This window comes from Nitrospirota bacterium, assembly GCA_030645475.1.
In the GTDB taxonomy this organism is placed as follows: Bacteria; Nitrospirota; Nitrospiria; order Nitrospirales; family Nitrospiraceae; genus Palsa-1315.
Map to the genome: position 1 here is coordinate 120,172 of JAUSMA010000015.1, position 16,525 is coordinate 136,696.

The window sequence follows — 16,525 nt, forward strand, 5'->3', positions numbered from 1 at the left end:
GGAAGCTAAGGGTCGCCGCGCTTGCGTGGCATCCCGCTTGAGCGCATGGTTAGACTTAGCCATTGGTTGGCAAGACCATTGGTATGGTGAACTGTATGCGAGATTGTGAGGTATTGGACGCATCACTCTTTCCCTGACTGCCAAGTGCTACCATGCCAACCATCAAGCCTACTCCACCTTTAGTTTCGGTGCCTTGAGCAACGGAAACAGCAACATCAAAATTTATACTTTGAACAGCTTGGCGCATCTTTTTATCTTCGGATACATAACCATAGACCTTTGCATCAGCTGTTCCATGAGCTCCGACTACACTACGAGGGTTTACAATTGCACTTGTCCCCTTAAGCGCGATACTTGCCTCGTCAATGCCCTGAGCGATTTGCACTAAAGTTTCTTTAATGAAATTTCGTAAGTCCATAAAAATTCCTCTATGTCTAACTATTAAGTGAGCAGCGGAAGGGACATGGCTACAGGTAACCTATCCCTGCCTGCGCCAGAACTCTGGTTACTGAAAAGCTGAGAGATCATCCGCATTTCGAGGATCTGTGTCAATAACGACCCACAAGAATACACTGCCATTCGCGCGACCTATCTTCCTATTGGAAGATTCAAATGGCGGCTGGAACTGTTTCAGACTTCAATTAGGTGTGTCGGAGCGAAGAGCGAACTTTTCGAAGGACCAGGGATGGGGGCTGATTGATCTTCCACCGCGCGCGTCTTCTCACTTCCCCATTTCATTTTCAAGGGTAGCCTGGTCGATCCTCAATTGCGCGCGTCGAACGAGCACATTCTGATCGTGCGCGTTCCGCGAGCAGGAGGACGGCAAGGCTATCCTTCCCATCCTTCGGAGGCCGCGCGTTGCGCGAGCACAGAAGAGCATCAGGCTCCATCCCCTCCGCATTCTGCGAGCAGAGGAGATTGACCAGGGTGGACTTAGATTTAATCGAGGGGGGGGGGAATTTAGGAGGCTGACTTTTTGGCAGACTTGCCTGCACGCAGGTATTGATCAACCCCCGCCGCCATCTTGCGCCCTTCGGCAATCGCCCAAACGATGAGTGAGGCGCCGCGCTTGGTGTCGCCGCCGGCAAAGACGCCGTCGAGGTTGGTCATGAAGCCTTCGTCCACCGACACGGCACCACGGGCGTCATACTTCACGCCAAGGCTATCGAGCAGGCCGTTCTTCACCGGGCCGGTGAAGCCCATCGCCAGTAGGATCAAATCCGCATCCATCGTGAAGTCGCTGTTGGGAATCGGCATGAACTTACCGCCTTCGAACTTCACCTGATTGCCGTGAAGCTTCGTGACCTGGCCATTCTCGCCGGTGAACTTGGTGGTCGAAATGCTCCATTGCCGGTCGCAGCCCTCTTCATGCGCATGCGAGGTGCGAAGCTGCATCGGCCACAGCGGCCAGGGTGTCGAACCCGCGCGGGTTGGGGGCGGCTCCGGCATCACTTCAAACTGATGGGCTTCGACGCAGCCCTGCCGATGGGCGGTACCGAGACAGTCCGAGCCGGTGTCGCCGCCGCCGATGATGATGACGCGCTTGCCCTTCGCCAGGATCGGCTCGTCCGTCACGGGAAGGCCCGACGTGCGTCTGTTCTGCTGGGTCAAGAACTCCATCGCGAGATGCACGCCCTTGAGTTCGCGGCCAGGAATCGGCAGCTCGCGGGCCTGCTCTGCCCCCATGGTCAGGCCGACGGCGTCGAACTGCTTCCGCAACTGCTCACCCGTGATGTCTGTCCCAATCGTCACGCCGGTCTTGAACTCGACCCCCTCGGCCTTCATCTGATCCAGGCGCCGGTCGATGACCCACTTTTCCATTTTGAAATCGGGGATGCCGTAGCGCAGCAGGCCGCCGATACGATCGGACTTCTCGAAAAGCGTGACGCGATGGCCGGCACGCGCAAGCTGCTGCGCAGCGGCCATACCCGCCGGACCTGACCCGATAATCGCCACCGTCTTGCCCGTCTTCACCACTGGAAGAATCGGTTCGACGTAGCCCTCATTGAAGCCACGATCGATGATGTTCCACTCGAGAATCCGAATCGAGACCGGATCTTCGTTGATGCCGAGCACGCAGGCCCCTTCACAGGGCGCCGGGCAGAGGCGGCCGGTGAACTCGGGGAAATTGTTCGTCGTATGGAGCGCCTTGAGCGCGTCTTTCCAGCGGCCACGATAAACGAGATCGTTCCACTCGGGAATCAGGTTCACGACCGGACAACCGGTCGACCCCTGACAGAAGGGCACGCCGCAATCCATACAACGCGCGCCTTGCGTCTTGAGCTTCTCCTCGGCGAGCGGCTCGTACATTTCCTTCCACTCAAGCACGCGCAGCTCGACCGGTTTCCGCTTGGGGCCCTCACGGGCGAATTTCATGAAACCTTTTGGATCACCCATTTCTTCTAGTCCTACGTGCTGAGTTCTGAGTGCTGCGTGCTGAGTTCTGAGTCATATGTCCAACATACTGAGACCTAAGTATCGATTCTGAAAGACTGACGTCTCAGCACTCAGGACTTTGAACTCAGCACTGTCCCCTTATCCCTTACTTGATCGAGGCCGCTTTCTTCTTCCGCTCTTCCAAGACTCGCTTGTAATCGACCGGCATCACCTTCTCGAACTTCGGCAGGATCGCCTCCCAGCTATCCAAAATACGCTTGGCGTTCCTGCTGCCTGTATGCATAAAGTGCGACGTGATCATCTCATGCAGTGTCTTCTTGTCTTCTGCCGTCGTCACCTTTTCTAATTCCACCATACCGAGGTTGCAGCGGGATTGAAACTTGTCGAGTTCGTTCAACACGAACGCGACGCCGCCCGACATGCCGGCCGCAAAGTTTCGTCCCGTCCGGCCCAACACCACGACCACCCCGCCGGTCATATATTCACAACCGTGATCGCCGGTGCCTTCGACTACCGCTCTGACACCGCTATTCCGCACCGCAAACCGCTCGCCCGCCATGCCGTAGCAATAGGCTTCACCCTGTGTACCGCCATAGAGCGAGGTATTGCCGATGAGAATCGTTTCTTCCGGCACATAGAGCGCCTGCTTCGGTGGAAATACAATAATCTTTCCGCCAGAGAGTCCCTTGCCCAGATAGTCGTTAGACTCGCCTTCCAGGATGAGCGTGATGCCGCGAGACAAGAACGCGCCGAATGACTGTCCGGCTGACCCCGAGAACTTGATCGTGATGGTATCTTCCGGCAATCCCTCAAGCCCGTATCGTTTCGCCACACGGCTGGACAGCATCGTCCCGACCGTACGATTCACATTGCGAATCGGCAGATCGAGCGTGATCTTCTCTTTCTTGTCCAACGCCGGCTTGCAAAGTTCAATCAATTTGTTGTCGAGCACGCCCGCAAGACCGTGATCCTGCTTCTGCACACAGTAGCGAGCAATCTCCGGCCCGACATCGGGAGCCTGCAAGAGCGGGGTCAGATCGAGCCCCTTGGCCTTCCAATGGTCGACGGCTTTGTGGACTTTCAATTTATCGACACGCCCAACCATTTCGTTGATAGTCCGGAAACCCAGCTTGGCCATAATCTGGCGCAGCTCTTCGGCGATGAAGAAAAAGAAGTTCACGATATGTTCCGGCTGTCCGGCAAACTTCTTTCGCAAGGCCGGATCCTGGGTCGCAATGCCGACGGGACAGGTATTGAGGTGGCATTTCCTCATCATGATGCAGCCTTCGACGATCAAGGGCGCGGTCGCAAACCCGAATTCTTCGGCGCCCAACAACGTGGCGATCGCCACGTCGCGCCCGGTCTTCATTTGCCCGTCGGTCTCCACCCGGATGCGGCCGCGGAGATCGTTGAGCACGAGGGTCTGATGCGTTTCCGCCAGGCCCAGTTCCCACGGCACTCCCGCATACTTGATAGAGGAAAGCGGTGACGCGCCGGTGCCGCCGGAGTCGCCGCTGATAAGCACCTTGTCCGCATGGGCCTTGGCCACCCCGGCCGCAATGGTGCCGACCCCCACTTCCGACACGAGCTTCACGGACACCGCTGCGTCAGGATTGGAGTTCTTCAAATCGAAAATGAGCTGCGCCAGATCCTCGATGGAATAGATATCATGGTGCGGCGGCGGCGAAATGAGCTGCACGCCCGGCGTGGCGTAACGGAACTTCGCAATGTTCTCATCGACTTTGTGTCCCGGCAACTGCCCGCCCTCGCCCGGCTTCGCTCCCTGCGCCATCTTGATCTGAAGTTCTTTGGCATTGACCAGATAATGGCTCGTCACGCCGAACCGCGCGGAAGCGACCTGCTTGATATAGCTGTTCTTCGAATCCCCGTTGGGCATCGGCTTGAATCGCTCGGGATCTTCCCCGCCTTCGCCGGTGTTGCTCTTGGCGCCCAGGCGGTTCATCGCAATGGCCAGCGTCTCGTGCGCTTCCTTGCTGATCGAGCCGAAAGACATGGCGCCGGTCGTGAACCGCTTCACGATCTCCTTGGCCGATTCCACTTCCTCGACCAGAATCGGTTCCGGCAGGAACTTGAACTCAAGCAGCCCGCGCAGGTTCGAACGCCGCTTACTCTCGTCGTTCACGAGCTGGGAGAATTCGGCGAAGGTCTTTGGATCGTTCGCCTTCGTTGCATGCTGCAGCTTATAAATCGTGTCCGGATTCCAGTTGTGATGCTCCCCCTGGATGCGATAGTGGATTTCCCCGCCGAAATCCAACTGTCTGATCGGCGCCGGCTCATAGGCCAAACGATGCCGTCGCAATGTTTCGTCCCCGACCTCGCGGATGCCGATTCCCTCCACGCGCGACGGGGTACCGGTGAAGTAGCGGCCAATGAGTTCACGATTCAATCCGATCGCCTCGAAGATCTGCGCGCCACAGTAGGACTGCACCGTCGAGATGCCCATCTTCGAGAAGATCTTGAGGAGCCCCTTATTGATCGCTTTGATGAACTTGCCTTCCGCGGTCTGCGCGTCCAACCCCTCGGGGAAGTAGCCATCGCGCTCCAGGTCCACAATCGACTCGAACAGGAGATAGGGATTCACGGTTCCGGCTCCGTAGCCGATCAAACAAGCGAAATGGTGCACATCGCGGGGTTCGCCGGTTTCCACAATGAGGCCGACTTCGGTCCTCGTGCAGTCGCGCACCAGGTGATGGTGGACGGACGCGATGCCCAGGAGGCTCGGAATCGGCGCCCATTCTTCGTTGACCCCGCGATCGCTCAGGATCAGAAATTTGTAGCCTTCTTTAATCGCCAGGGAGGCCTGTCGGCAGAGATCGTCGACGGCGGCTCCGAGCCCCTCAGGCCCCTCAGCCACCTTGAACAACATCTTCAGCGTCTTACTCTTAAAATGCGGATCGGCGATCTCGCGAATCTTCTGGAGCTCGGCATTGGTCAGAATCGGCTGTTTGACCCGGATGCGTCGGCAGGACTCCGGATGTTCATCCATCAGATTCGGCTTGGGCCCGATGCTGGTCGTCAGGGACATGACCAGTTCTTCGCGGATCGGATCGATCGGCGGATTGGTCACCTGAGCGAATAGTTGCTTGAAATACTTAAAGAGCAATTGCGGCCGCTCAGAGAGCACCGCCAGCGGCGTATCCGTGCCCATCGACGAGGTGGCTTCCTGCCCCTCCACCACCATCGGGGTAATGACCATCTTCAACTCTTCAACCGTGTAGCCGAAGGCCTGCTGGCGCTGACGGATCGTCGGATGATCCGGCTGCGGCACATTGCTGGGATCGGGCAACTCGTCGAGCGAAATCCGATACTGCGTGACCCAGGACCGATAGGGCTTGCGGCTGGCGATCTCGGCCTTCACTTCCTCGTCGTCGATGATGCGCCCCTTCACCGTATCGACCATGAACATTCGGCCGGGCATGAGGCGCCCCTTTTGCCGGATCTTCTGAGGATCCATCGGCAGCACACCGGCTTCCGACGCCAAGATCACCAGGCCATCGGTCGTCACTTGATAACGGCAGGGACGCAGGCCGTTGCGATCGAGCGTCGCGCCGATGAACTTGCCGTCGGTGAAACAGACCGCCGCCGGACCATCCCAGGGCTCCTGCATCGCCGCGTGATACTCATAGAACCCGCGCCGGTCGAGATCCATTTGCGGATTCGCCACCCAGGGTTCGGGAATCAGCATCATCATCACGTGGGGGAGCGAGCGGCCTCCCATGGTCAGGAATTCCACGGCATTGTCCAAACAAGCCGAGTCGCTCTGCTGCTCGGACACGATCGGGTAGAGCTTGGCCAGATCCTCGCCGAACAATTCAGAATTAAGCCGGCCTTGCCGCGCGCGCATCCAATTCACGTTGCCCTTGAGCGTATTGATCTCGCCGTTATGGCAAATGTAGCGATAGGGATGGGCCAGGGGCCAGGTGGGGAACGTGTTCGTACTGAAGCGGGAATGGACGAGGGCCAGCGCGCTCGTCAAACGCTCATCCTTCAAGTCCTGGTAGTAGGCGGACATCTGCTCCGGGAGCAGCAATCCCTTATACACAATGGTGTTCGCCGACAGGCTCGAGATGTAGAAGTAGTCGCGCCCTTGAATCGCCGATTCACGAACGGCCTTTTCCACCCGCTTGCGAATGACATAGAGCTTCCGCTCAAACTGCCCTTCGTTGAGGACATCGCGGGCGATGAAGACCTGCCGCATAAAGGGCTCGGTGCTGCGGGCCACGGGGCCGATCGCATCGCTCTTGACCGGCACATCGCGCCACCCGAGGAGCCGAGCGCCCTCCTCGCCGATAATTTTACTAAAGAGCGCTTCACATTGTTGCCGCGCATCGACCTGAGGCGGAAGAAACACCATCCCCACGCCATACTCCCCGGCATTGGGTAACGTCACCCCCACATCGCCGGCGGCACGCTTGAGAAATTCGTGCGGGACTTGGAGCAGAATCCCTGCGCCGTCCCCCGTGCAAGGATCGCAGCCTTGCGCCCCCCGGTGGCTGAGATTCTCGAGAATCTGAAGACCCTGCTGCACAATCGTATGGGATTTTTGGCCCTTGATATTGACGACAAAGCCGATGCCGCAGGAGTCCTTCTCCTGTTCAGGGTCGTAGAGGCCTTGCTTCGGTGGAAGCCCGGGGATGCTCATCGTTCGTATCTCGTTAAAAAGGTAGGCGGTTAGAGTCCTAGACGGAGGCTACACCAGAGAGGCAATCGGGATGGATAACCCCGTCACTCACAAGGCTTATTCCGTTCGTCTCAGCTGCGCTCACCTTAATAGAAGGACGATTCTTCTGTCAAGATTCCCCCTCGCGCCGCTGCTCCTTCCCCACGTGCCCCCCAAAGGGGTGATTGGCTTGACTTTGTTTCCCCCTCTGCCCTACCATCCGCCGCATGCCCCAAGGCCCAATCACCTCCACTATCAACAACATGGCGGACGTCTGGGAGGCGTACCGCGATGAATTGGACGGTGTGGAGCGCCAAGTCCGAACGAACCTCGACTCCAGTGTCGCACTGGTCAATACCGTTGCCGCCCATATCCTGAACAGCGGCGGAAAACGAATCAGACCGCTCTTACTCCTCCTCTCTGCCCGTCTCTGCGGCTATACCGGCCGCGATCATCACCAGCTCGGCAGCCTGGTGGAGTTCATTCATACCGCGACCCTGCTCCACGACGATGTGGTCGACGATGCGGATATCCGCCGAGGCCAGCGAACCGCCCGGAAAATCTGGGGCAACCAAATCAGCATCCTCGTCGGCGACTACCTCTATTCCAAAGCCATCTGCCAAATCGTCGACTTCCGGAGCCAGGGGATCAACGAAGTGCTCGCCGAGGCCTGCAAGAAGATGGCGGAAGGCGAAGTGCTGCAGCTCTATTACAACGGCAACCCCGCCATGCCGGAATTGGAATATCTCAAAGTGGTCGAACACAAGACGGCCGGCTTGATTGCCGCCTCCTGCCGCATGGGCGCCATTCTCGCCGACGCCACAGAGGCCCAGCAGGACGCGCTCTTCCGGTTCGGCCAATATCTCGGGATGGCATTTCAAGTCGCCGACGATACACTCGACTACACGGCCAATGGCGAACGGTTGGGCAAGACGCTGGGACAGGACCTCCGCCAAGGCAAAGCCACGTTGCCGCTGCTCCATCTGCTGCGTCATTGCTCCGAGCAGGACCGGCAGATGATCATCGACCGCATGGAAACCAGGACGCTGACGGAGGAAGACCTCGGACGGCTGATTCGCCTCATGGAAGAGTTCGGCTCGATTGCCCATGCCATGGATCGCGCACGAACCTTCGTGGCCTCGGCTCAACAAGAACTCAGTCAGTTCGAAGACAGTACGGCCAAGCGAGCCCTTTCGGTGGCCGCCGACTATATGGTTACCCGCGATCGATAGCCGTTCCTCCCGCGTATCCCACGCCATGGGGCGTTGGAAGGCACCGCGGAGCGTGAACGACTCCATCCTTCTGGCCGCTGCGTCGCAACGGCTTCAACCACTTACGGAGTAGAGGACTTCGCTATGTCGACGATCATTCCATTTCACGGCACCAGGTACAATGCAACGGTTGTTGGCGATGTGAAACAGGTGGTGGCGCCACCGTACGACATCATCGACGCAGCCGGACAGAAGGCCCTGCACGATCGCCATCCGCAGAACATCATCCGCCTGGAGCTCGGCCTCGATCAGCCTGGCGACGGTCCGACGCACAATCGATATACCCGCGCCGCTTCGACTCTTCGCGACTGGCTCACGAGCGGGGCGCTCAAACGCGATGCGCAGCCGACCCTCTACTACCATACGATCGAATACCTGCCGCCCTATGCTCCAGCCGGTTCGCCGACGAAGACCCTGAAGGGATTTCTCGCCACCGTCAAACTGGAAGCGCTCGACTCGGGCCACATCTACCCGCACGAGAATACGCGCTCGGCGGCGAAGACCGATCGTCTGAATCTCCTCGAAGCCTGCAAGACCAACTTCAGCCCCATTTGGTCGCTCTACTCCGACCCTCAAAATACAGTCCTGGGGCTGCTGGAAGCCGCGATTAAAGGGAAGCCGGCTGATATCGACTTTCGCGACGATGTGGGATTCCGGCAACAACTCTGGGCGGTGACGGACCCAGCCGTCGTCACACAGGCGGTCGATACCCTCCGCAGCAAGCCGCTGTTCATTGCAGACGGTCACCACCGTTACGAAACCGCATTGAACTATCAGAAACTCCGCCGTCAACAGGCCGGGGCACCGGCAGGCCTCCAGCCGTTCGACGGCGTGCTGATGCTGTTGACCTCCCTCGAAGATCCGGGCTTGACCGTGCTCCCGACACATCGGGTCACGACGACGGCGCTGCCGTCCTATGACCGTGTGCAGGCATTGCTGGGCGCCACGTTCGACCTACGAGAATATCCGTTCACTGCGGCCACACAAACAGCCTCGCGCGCAACATTTATCGAGGCGATGCGGACGAATGGACGCACCGTACCGGTGTTCGGACTCGCGCTGAAGGGAGACAGCCGCTACACCACCTTGACGCTGAAAGCCTCACATCGCCCGAACGCGCAAGCCTCTCCCCGCACCAAGCTCGACGTGTCCCTGCTCCAACAACTCGTCGTCACGGCACTCTGTCCGACACAACAGGAACAAGAGGCCATCCTCTATACGAAGGACGACCATGAAGCTTTGGATTGGGTCGCGAAGGGAACGGGAACCGGAGCTTTGCTGCTCAACGCCACGAAGGTCAGCGAAGTACAAGCTGTCGCGACGGCCGGCGAACGGATGCCGCACAAGTCGACCTACTTCTTTCCGAAGCCGCTGACGGGTTTGGTTATTAACGTGATGGAGGGCTAGAGGCGAGGGGCAAGCGGCCAGGGGTAGGGAAAAGATAAGAACTTTCTGCCACTCGCCCATTGCCTCATGCCTTTCGCCTACGCTGGAGCGCGATGAAAGCGAAAATTCTCATCGTCGACGACGACCCCGACATCGCCACCATGTTGGAGGATCGCCTGCAGGCATCCGACTACGGAACCGTGATCGCACGGGACGGGATCGAAGCGCTCGAGCTGGTGGAGCAAGAAGCGCCGCACCTCATGCTGCTCGATCTGGATATGCCACGCATGACCGGCCTGGAAGTCCTCAAGCGGCTCCCGAAAGTCAGACCGGCCGAAGATCTTCCGGTGATTGTCATGACCGCCCATGCCTCGATCGATGCCGCCGTCGAAGCCATGAAAACCGGCGCCTACGATTTTCTCACCAAGCCCCTGGACAAGGATCACCTCCTCTTCGTGATCAACAAGGCGTTGGAACGAAACACCCTCAAACGGCAGGTGGCCTGTCTCAAATCTGAAGTCGACAGCCGGTATGCCTCGATTGTGGGCATGAGCACGAAGATCCGGGCCGTGATGGAGTCCGCTCAGCGCGCAGCCAACTCCGATGCCAGCGTCTTGCTGCTGGGGGAAAGCGGCACGGGCAAGGAACTCTTCGCCCGCTCCGTTCACCAATGGAGTCCGCGTCAGGCCATGCCGCTGGTCGTCATCAACTGTGTGGCCCTCACGGAGACGCTACTCGAAAACGAACTCTTCGGGCATGAACGCGGCGCCTTCACCGGCGCGGATCGGCTGCAAAAAGGCAAGCTGGAGATGGCGGACGGAGGCACGATCTTCCTGGACGAGATCGGAGACATGTCCCTCCCACTGCAGGCGAAGCTGCTGCGTGTGCTCCAGGACCGGGAATTCCATCGCGTCGGCGGCACGAAACTCGTGTCGGTCAACATCCGAGTCATCGCCGCCACGAACAAGGATCTCCGCCAGGCGGTGAAAAACGGTGAGTTTCGCGAGGACCTCTTTTTCCGGCTCAACGTCATCAGCCTGACCCTGCCCCCGCTTCGCGAACGAACCGATGACCTGCCTGCCCTGGCCAAGTTCTTCTTGAACCGGCATGCCAAGGAGGCGAAGCGTCCCGGCATGATGTTCAGCCCCGCAACCATGGACGCCATGGGCCGATACGGCTGGCCGGGGAACATTCGCGAACTGGACAACGTGATCGCGCGAGCCGTCATCCTGAACCAGTCGGACACGATCGAACCGGACATGCTCACGCTCGATGGAATGAGCCGCACCTCGCCGGGCGAATCCCTCCCCTACCTCTCACTCCCGTACCATGAGTCGATGGAAGAACATAGCCGTCACATCATCGAGCGAGCCATCAAGGAAGCGGAAGGGAATCAGACCAAAGCCGCAGACCGGCTCAAGCTCCAGCGCACCTACCTCGCCCGCTTGATCAAACAGCAGAAGACAAAAGAAGAGCAAGAATAGCTGTAGCAAGCTGCAGAAGAACTACTGTGGCCCCCTCGACCTTCAGTGTTCCCATCTGAGGAATGAACAGGAAAACATTCCCGCAGGAGGCTCAAAAAGGCCGTTCAGCAAGGCCGCAGGTGAATCGAAACCGGAGGCGTACCCTCGGGGTACGTTGAGGATTTCGATGAGCCGAGAACGAAGCTGGCGGGATTTTTCAGCCTCCTGCTAGGTGGGGAGCTGTCTGGCCGCAAGAGAAATCAGGCCAAGCGACGCATCATGTTCGGCCTGCGCATACCGTTCAGGAGTCCCGACATCCGACCAGTAGCCGGTACAATCGTAGCCCAACACCGTTTCTCCCCGCTCAATCGACGCCACATAGGGGTCGATGATGGTCGATGCCACACCCTTCGGCACCTCGCGGAGCAGCCGCGTACGGAGCACATGAATTCCTGCAAACATGCGAGGCCGGATCGGCACCTGATCCGGACGGCCACGTCCCGTGATTCGCACGATGCGATGGTCCTGATCCATCTCGACAAGACCCCACTGTGCCGCCTCAGGATCTTCGCGCAAGACCAACGTGGCCATGGCATTGCGCTCTTGGTGAAACGCACAGAGCGCTCCCAAGTCGAGCTCGACGAGGGTATCGGCGTTGAGCACCAAGACCGATTCACCGCAAAAATGCGGCTCTGCCTGCTTCAGCGCCCCCCCCGTACCCAGGATCACCGGCTCGCGCGAGTAAATGATCCGCAGCCCGTACCGGGAACCATTGCCGAGCGCCTGCTCGATCATCGGTCCGAGGTGATGCAGATTGATCACGACATCGCGGAACCCATGCCGCTTCAGCAGCAAGAGGTTCCAGACGATCAGGGGAGTTCCCGCAATGGGGAGGAGCGGCTTCGGAATCGAGTTGGTCAGCGGCCTCAGACGCGTGCCTAAGCCCGCTGCGAGGATCATGGCTTTCATCGATGGCTCGTGCTGGCAAGAGGCACGGGGCGAACGGCAAAAGGGAAAACAAGGGACAGAGGGCTAGCAGCTAGAGAGAAGATTATTCTACCCATTGCCTCTTGCTCCTCACGGGTCCGATCGCCCATAGCCCCTAGCCTCTTGCCACTAGCCTGGATTTTTCATTGCAACTCCGGCACATACCGGATTAACTGTGCGCGGAGCGCGGACAGCTCCGGATACTTCTGGAGATTTCGCCGGACATAGCCCAGCGTACGGGGGATGTCGGCCAGAAACTTGGGATTGCCTTTGATGCGATCGATGTAAACGAATCGCCCGGCTGCTTTGAGGTTGCGCTGGATACTCGTGAAATCGAAGAGGCGCCGAAAGGTCTCCCGGTTGATCCGGGCTTGCCCGGCTGTTGCCATTCGATCGAAGAAACGATCGATTAACCGGTCGATGAGCGCCTCGTCGAGTTCGATATAGGCGTCGCGCAGCAACGAGGCGAGATCGTACGTCGCAGGCCCCATCAAGGCATCCTGAAAGTCGATCACGCCCAACCGTGCGCCGTCCACCATCAGGTTGCGAGAATGGTAATCCCGATGGACAAACACCCGTGGCGCTCCCGCCAACAATTCGGCAATCTTCTCGAATTCGCCGCGAATCGTGCGTCGAGACTCGGCCTCGATCGGTGCGCCCCGCTGCGCCTCGATGCCGTACTCGAGAAAATGATCGAACTCCCACATCAGGAGCGGCACATCGAAGCTTCGGTGGAACGCGAGACAGTTCGGATCGGCTGGTGAGCTGGCCTTCGCTTGCATCTGCGCGAGGACATCGACCGCCTGCGTATAACGCGCTTCCAACTCCTTCGCACTCGCCTGACGACAGGCCTCCGACAGGGTGAGGTCCCCGAAATCTTCGAGATAGAGCAGTCCTGCCGCCCGATCATAATGATAGAGGCGAGGAACGGAGACACCGGCTTTGGATAGATGGGAGAGGATGTTCAGAAACGGCAACTCGGTGACCTGATGTGCCGCCCCGCTGACAGCTTCTTCCGATTGCTTGAAGGCCTCCGCCTCGGCCAACTGCATGAGAATCACAGGGCGAGCAGCGGGCCCGGTCAACTCGATGCGAAAATACCGTCGGTTGGAGGCATCGCCCGCTAATGGCGTGAGGGATTTGAATTGTCCCTGAAAGGGCAGTCGAGATTCGACTGTGGCTGCCACGAGGATAGGATCCGGCAAGGCCAGTGGCTGTTTCGGCGCGGCAGGATCGACAGTAGCCATTGGTCTCGCATTATACCGATGCAGTCAAACCTTGTCACGACATGGATATTCATTACGTGGTGCAGTGGAATTGGAGGGTGGGCTACCGGTCCCCGGTGCTCGTTAACCGCGCGCAGTGGAGGCCACCCCGCCGCATCATTCCGATCTGATGGACCGCCAGCTCATAGCCCCAATGACCGCACCAATGGTATCGGCCAGCCAATCCTGCCAACTGGACTCGCGAAGAGGGACGAAGGCTTGATGCACTTCATCCGTGATGCCGTAAACCGAAGCCGTCAGGATCGCGAGCACGACTGCCTGCCGGGCGATAGCCGGCCCTGCTGCCCAGCGAAATGCCCGGTAACAGAGCACGGCCAAGAGGCCATACTCCACCGCGTGCAAGACCTTGTCGCTCACCTCTTTGAACAAGAACGATGGTAGGTCATCTTCCGGATGCGACTGGGCCGACAGAAAAAAAATCAATCCGGCATACAGGGCCACCGGCAACCAATACCAAAGAACCTGAGTCGTCGTATCTTGCCTAGCCACGTCACACATTAATTTCCTCTCGCTCCGTCCCCTACCCTATGAGATACTTATAACGAACAGGTTGCGGAAAGACTATATCGATAGCCATGCAAAAACTTCCACGACCCTTTTGTGTAATGTAACCAACAGAACCCTACTCCTGCAGGAGGCTCAAACAGTTCGTCCAGCAAGGCCGCAGGCGAGTCGAAACCGGAGGCGTACCCTTGGGGGTACGTTGAGGATCTCGATGAGCCGGGAACGAAGCTGGCGGACTGTTTCAGCCTCCTGCTACTAGCATTCAACCATGAAAACCGCCCACATCTGTTTTCTCTGGCACATGCATCAGCCCTATTACACGGACCCGGTCGCGGGGTCTGCCAGCATGCCCTGGGTGCGGCTCCATGCCACCAAGGCCTACTACGACATGGCCTATGTACTGGAGAAGTTCCCCTCGATCAAATCCACGTTCAACTTTACCCCCTCGCTCCTGCGGCAACTGCAAGAAGTCGGATCAGGAGCCGTACGCGACCTCTTTCTCGAACATGCGCAGCGCCCGGCGGCGGATCTTCGTCCGGAAGAAAAAGCCTTTCTCATCCGCCATTTCTTCTCCGCCAATTGGGCCACGATGGTGCGCCCCCACCCGCGTTACCATGAATTGCTCGTGAAGCGCGGAACGGACGTCTCAGGCCGCGAACTGGAGCGGGTGGCGCGGCAGTTTTCCACGCAGGATCTGCTGGACTTGCAGACCTGGCACAACCTCGCCTGGTTCGGCTACGGCACCGTCAGTCGCTATCCACGCCTGGCAGCCCTGCGTGCGAAAAACCGGGGCTTTACGGAAGAGGACAAACAGGAGGTCTTGGCCCTCCAGCTCGTCGCAGTCCGGGAGATCGTGCCGCTCTATCGACGACTGCTGGAGCGTGAACAAATCGAGCTCACGACGACGCCGTTCTTTCATCCGATCCTGCCGCTCGTCATCGATACCGACTTTACTAGACGCGCCAGACCGGACCTTCCGCTCCCCTCACGATTCCATGCGCCGGAAGATGCCGAGACGCAGCTACGGCGTGCCGTCGAGTTTCATGCCGCCACATTCGGCCGAGCCCCGGTAGGCCTCTGGCCGTCGGAGGGCTCCGTCTGTCCGGAACTGATTCCCATGCTGCCGAAGGTCGGGCTGCGCTGGCTCGCGACCGACGAAGGCATCCTCGCGCGTTCGCTCAACGCGGCCCAGCAACCCTGGGAACGCCACCGGGATCTCTATCAGCCCTACCAGGTCGGGCCGGACGGCCAGGACGTCACGATGCTGTTTCGGGATCGGGAGATCTCCGACGCGCTTGGATTCGTCTACCACAAAACCACGCCTGAGATGGCGGCCGAGGATGTCCTGCGCCGGCTGCGCCAGATCATTCACGATGCGCCACAGGAACAGGTCACCATCGGGATCGTGCTCGACGGAGAAAACCCCTGGGAGCATTACCACGAGGGAGGCGAGCAGTTTCTGTCTCTCCTCTATAAGGCTTGCTCGACCGGCGCGCTCGATGGCCACGAGCTCCGCACCACCACCGCCACGATTTCCGACGCGCTCGATGCCGCGCCGGCCACCCGGCGGGTCAGCCACCTCCATTCAGGTTCCTGGATCAATCAGGACTATAAGATCTGGATCGGCCATCAGGAAGACAATCGGGGATGGGATCTGGTGAGCCACACGCGATCCCGCCTCGCCGAGATTTCTGCGACCCTCCCCGCGGATCGGGCCCAGGCCGCCTGGGATGAGCTCTATGCCGCCGAAGGCAGCGATTGGTTCTGGTGGTATGGGGACGATTTCGATTGCGGCTACAACGAGGAGTTCGACCGGCTCTTTCGCACCCACCTTCGCAACGTCTGGACGATCGCAGGACTGACGCCGCCGGATCTCTTGAATCAAGCGATCTGTAGTCCACGCGGTATGCCGGATACAGATCTGGTGACTGCGCCGCTTGCGTTGCTGAACCCCTCCATCGATGGGCGCGTAACCGACTTTTTCGAGTGGCGCGGAGCAGGGAAGATCACGACGCAGCCGCCGCTCGGTGCGATGTGGAAAGCCGAAGGCGTACTGACCGATATCCAGTTTGGCTGGAGTCTGGACCACCTCTATCTCCGGCTCGATCCGGACGAGCAGTCGCAGCCTCGGCAGGCAGGACTCACGGTCGAGCTGCAGCTGCACACACCCGAGCACCTCTATCGGCTGTCCTGTGCACTCGCGCCCTCAGCCACAGACCAATTTATCCTCTCGCAAAAATTGGCCAGTGGGTCGTGGCAGGAGATCGGCCCCTACTCATCGATCTGTCATCGGCAGATTCTCGAACTGGCTGTGCCGTTCAAGGACTTACAGCTCACGCCCGGGCAGGAACTCCGCATGACCATTCTGATCCTGGAACATCGCTTGGAAGTGGCACGTTACCCGCAGTACAAGCCCGCGATCTTTCTCGTGCCAGGCCCGGAGTTTGAAGCGAATCTGTGGCGCGTATGAAACTTTGGCGAGAGGCCAGAGGCTCGAGGCGAGAGGGAAGAGAAGACTTAACCGCTGGCCTCTAGCCCCTTGCCCCTAAC

10 protein-coding genes are annotated in these 16,525 nt (G+C 59.0%); 4 read left to right on the plus strand and 6 right to left on the minus strand.

From position 1 onward, the window contains the following. Window positions 1-55: 55 nt before the first annotated feature. From Q7U76_03650 to gltB, 3 genes are all read right to left on the minus strand, one after another. Window positions 56-418, minus strand: a complete 363-nt coding sequence (locus Q7U76_03650) for a hypothetical protein (GenBank protein MDO8355468.1) — start codon at window positions 416-418, stop codon at window positions 56-58. 542 nt (window positions 419-960) lie between these two features. Next, complete coding sequence (locus Q7U76_03655) at window positions 961-2,397, minus strand: glutamate synthase subunit beta (protein MDO8355469.1); 1,437 nt, start codon at window positions 2,395-2,397, stop codon at window positions 961-963. A 145-nt stretch (window positions 2,398-2,542) separates the two neighbouring features. Then, window positions 2,543-7,060 (minus strand): glutamate synthase large subunit, encoded by a 4,518-nt coding sequence (gene gltB / locus Q7U76_03660; protein ID MDO8355470.1) that lies wholly within the window; start codon window positions 7,058-7,060, stop codon window positions 2,543-2,545. 245 nt (window positions 7,061-7,305) lie between these two features. On the opposite strand from gltB, the gene Q7U76_03665 reads away from it, so the two are divergent. The 3 genes from Q7U76_03665 (at window position 7,306) to Q7U76_03675 (ending at window position 11,219) form a co-directional block, all read left to right on the plus strand. Further along, window positions 7,306-8,310, plus strand: a complete 1,005-nt coding sequence (locus tag Q7U76_03665; protein ID MDO8355471.1) for a polyprenyl synthetase family protein — start codon at window positions 7,306-7,308, stop codon at window positions 8,308-8,310. Between the two features lie 123 nt (window positions 8,311-8,433). After that, window positions 8,434-9,756, plus strand: coding sequence for a DUF1015 domain-containing protein (locus Q7U76_03670; GenBank protein MDO8355472.1), 1,323 nt, complete (start codon window positions 8,434-8,436; stop codon window positions 9,754-9,756). Window positions 9,757-9,848: 92 nt separating this feature from the next. Then, the gene (locus tag Q7U76_03675; GenBank protein ID MDO8355473.1) at window positions 9,849-11,219 is read left to right on the plus strand and encodes a sigma-54 dependent transcriptional regulator; all 1,371 of its coding nucleotides are present in this window, start codon (window positions 9,849-9,851) and stop codon (window positions 11,217-11,219) included. 207 nt (window positions 11,220-11,426) lie between these two features. On the opposite strand, the gene Q7U76_03680 is transcribed toward Q7U76_03675, so the two are convergent. The 3 genes from Q7U76_03680 to Q7U76_03690 all read right to left on the minus strand — a co-directional run bounded on the left by Q7U76_03680 (window position 11,427) and on the right by Q7U76_03690 (window position 13,960). Then, a complete protein-coding gene (locus tag Q7U76_03680) occupies window positions 11,427-12,167 on the minus strand; it encodes an NDP-sugar synthase (protein MDO8355474.1) in 741 nt (246 codons plus the stop codon). A 161-nt stretch (window positions 12,168-12,328) separates the two neighbouring features. Beyond that, window positions 12,329-13,432, minus strand: coding sequence for a phosphotransferase (locus tag Q7U76_03685; protein MDO8355475.1), 1,104 nt, complete (start codon window positions 13,430-13,432; stop codon window positions 12,329-12,331). A gap of 135 nt (window positions 13,433-13,567) precedes the next feature. Next, window positions 13,568-13,960, minus strand: coding sequence for a VanZ family protein (locus tag Q7U76_03690; GenBank protein MDO8355476.1), 393 nt, complete (start codon window positions 13,958-13,960; stop codon window positions 13,568-13,570). Between the two features lie 283 nt (window positions 13,961-14,243). Here Q7U76_03690 and Q7U76_03695 point away from each other — a divergent pair, with 283 nt between their 5' ends. Next, window positions 14,244-16,445 carry a glycoside hydrolase family 57 protein gene (locus tag Q7U76_03695; protein ID MDO8355477.1) on the plus strand — a complete coding sequence of 734 codons (2,202 nt, stop codon included), beginning with the start codon at window positions 14,244-14,246 and terminating at the stop codon, window positions 16,443-16,445. Window positions 16,446-16,525 lie beyond the last annotated feature (80 nt).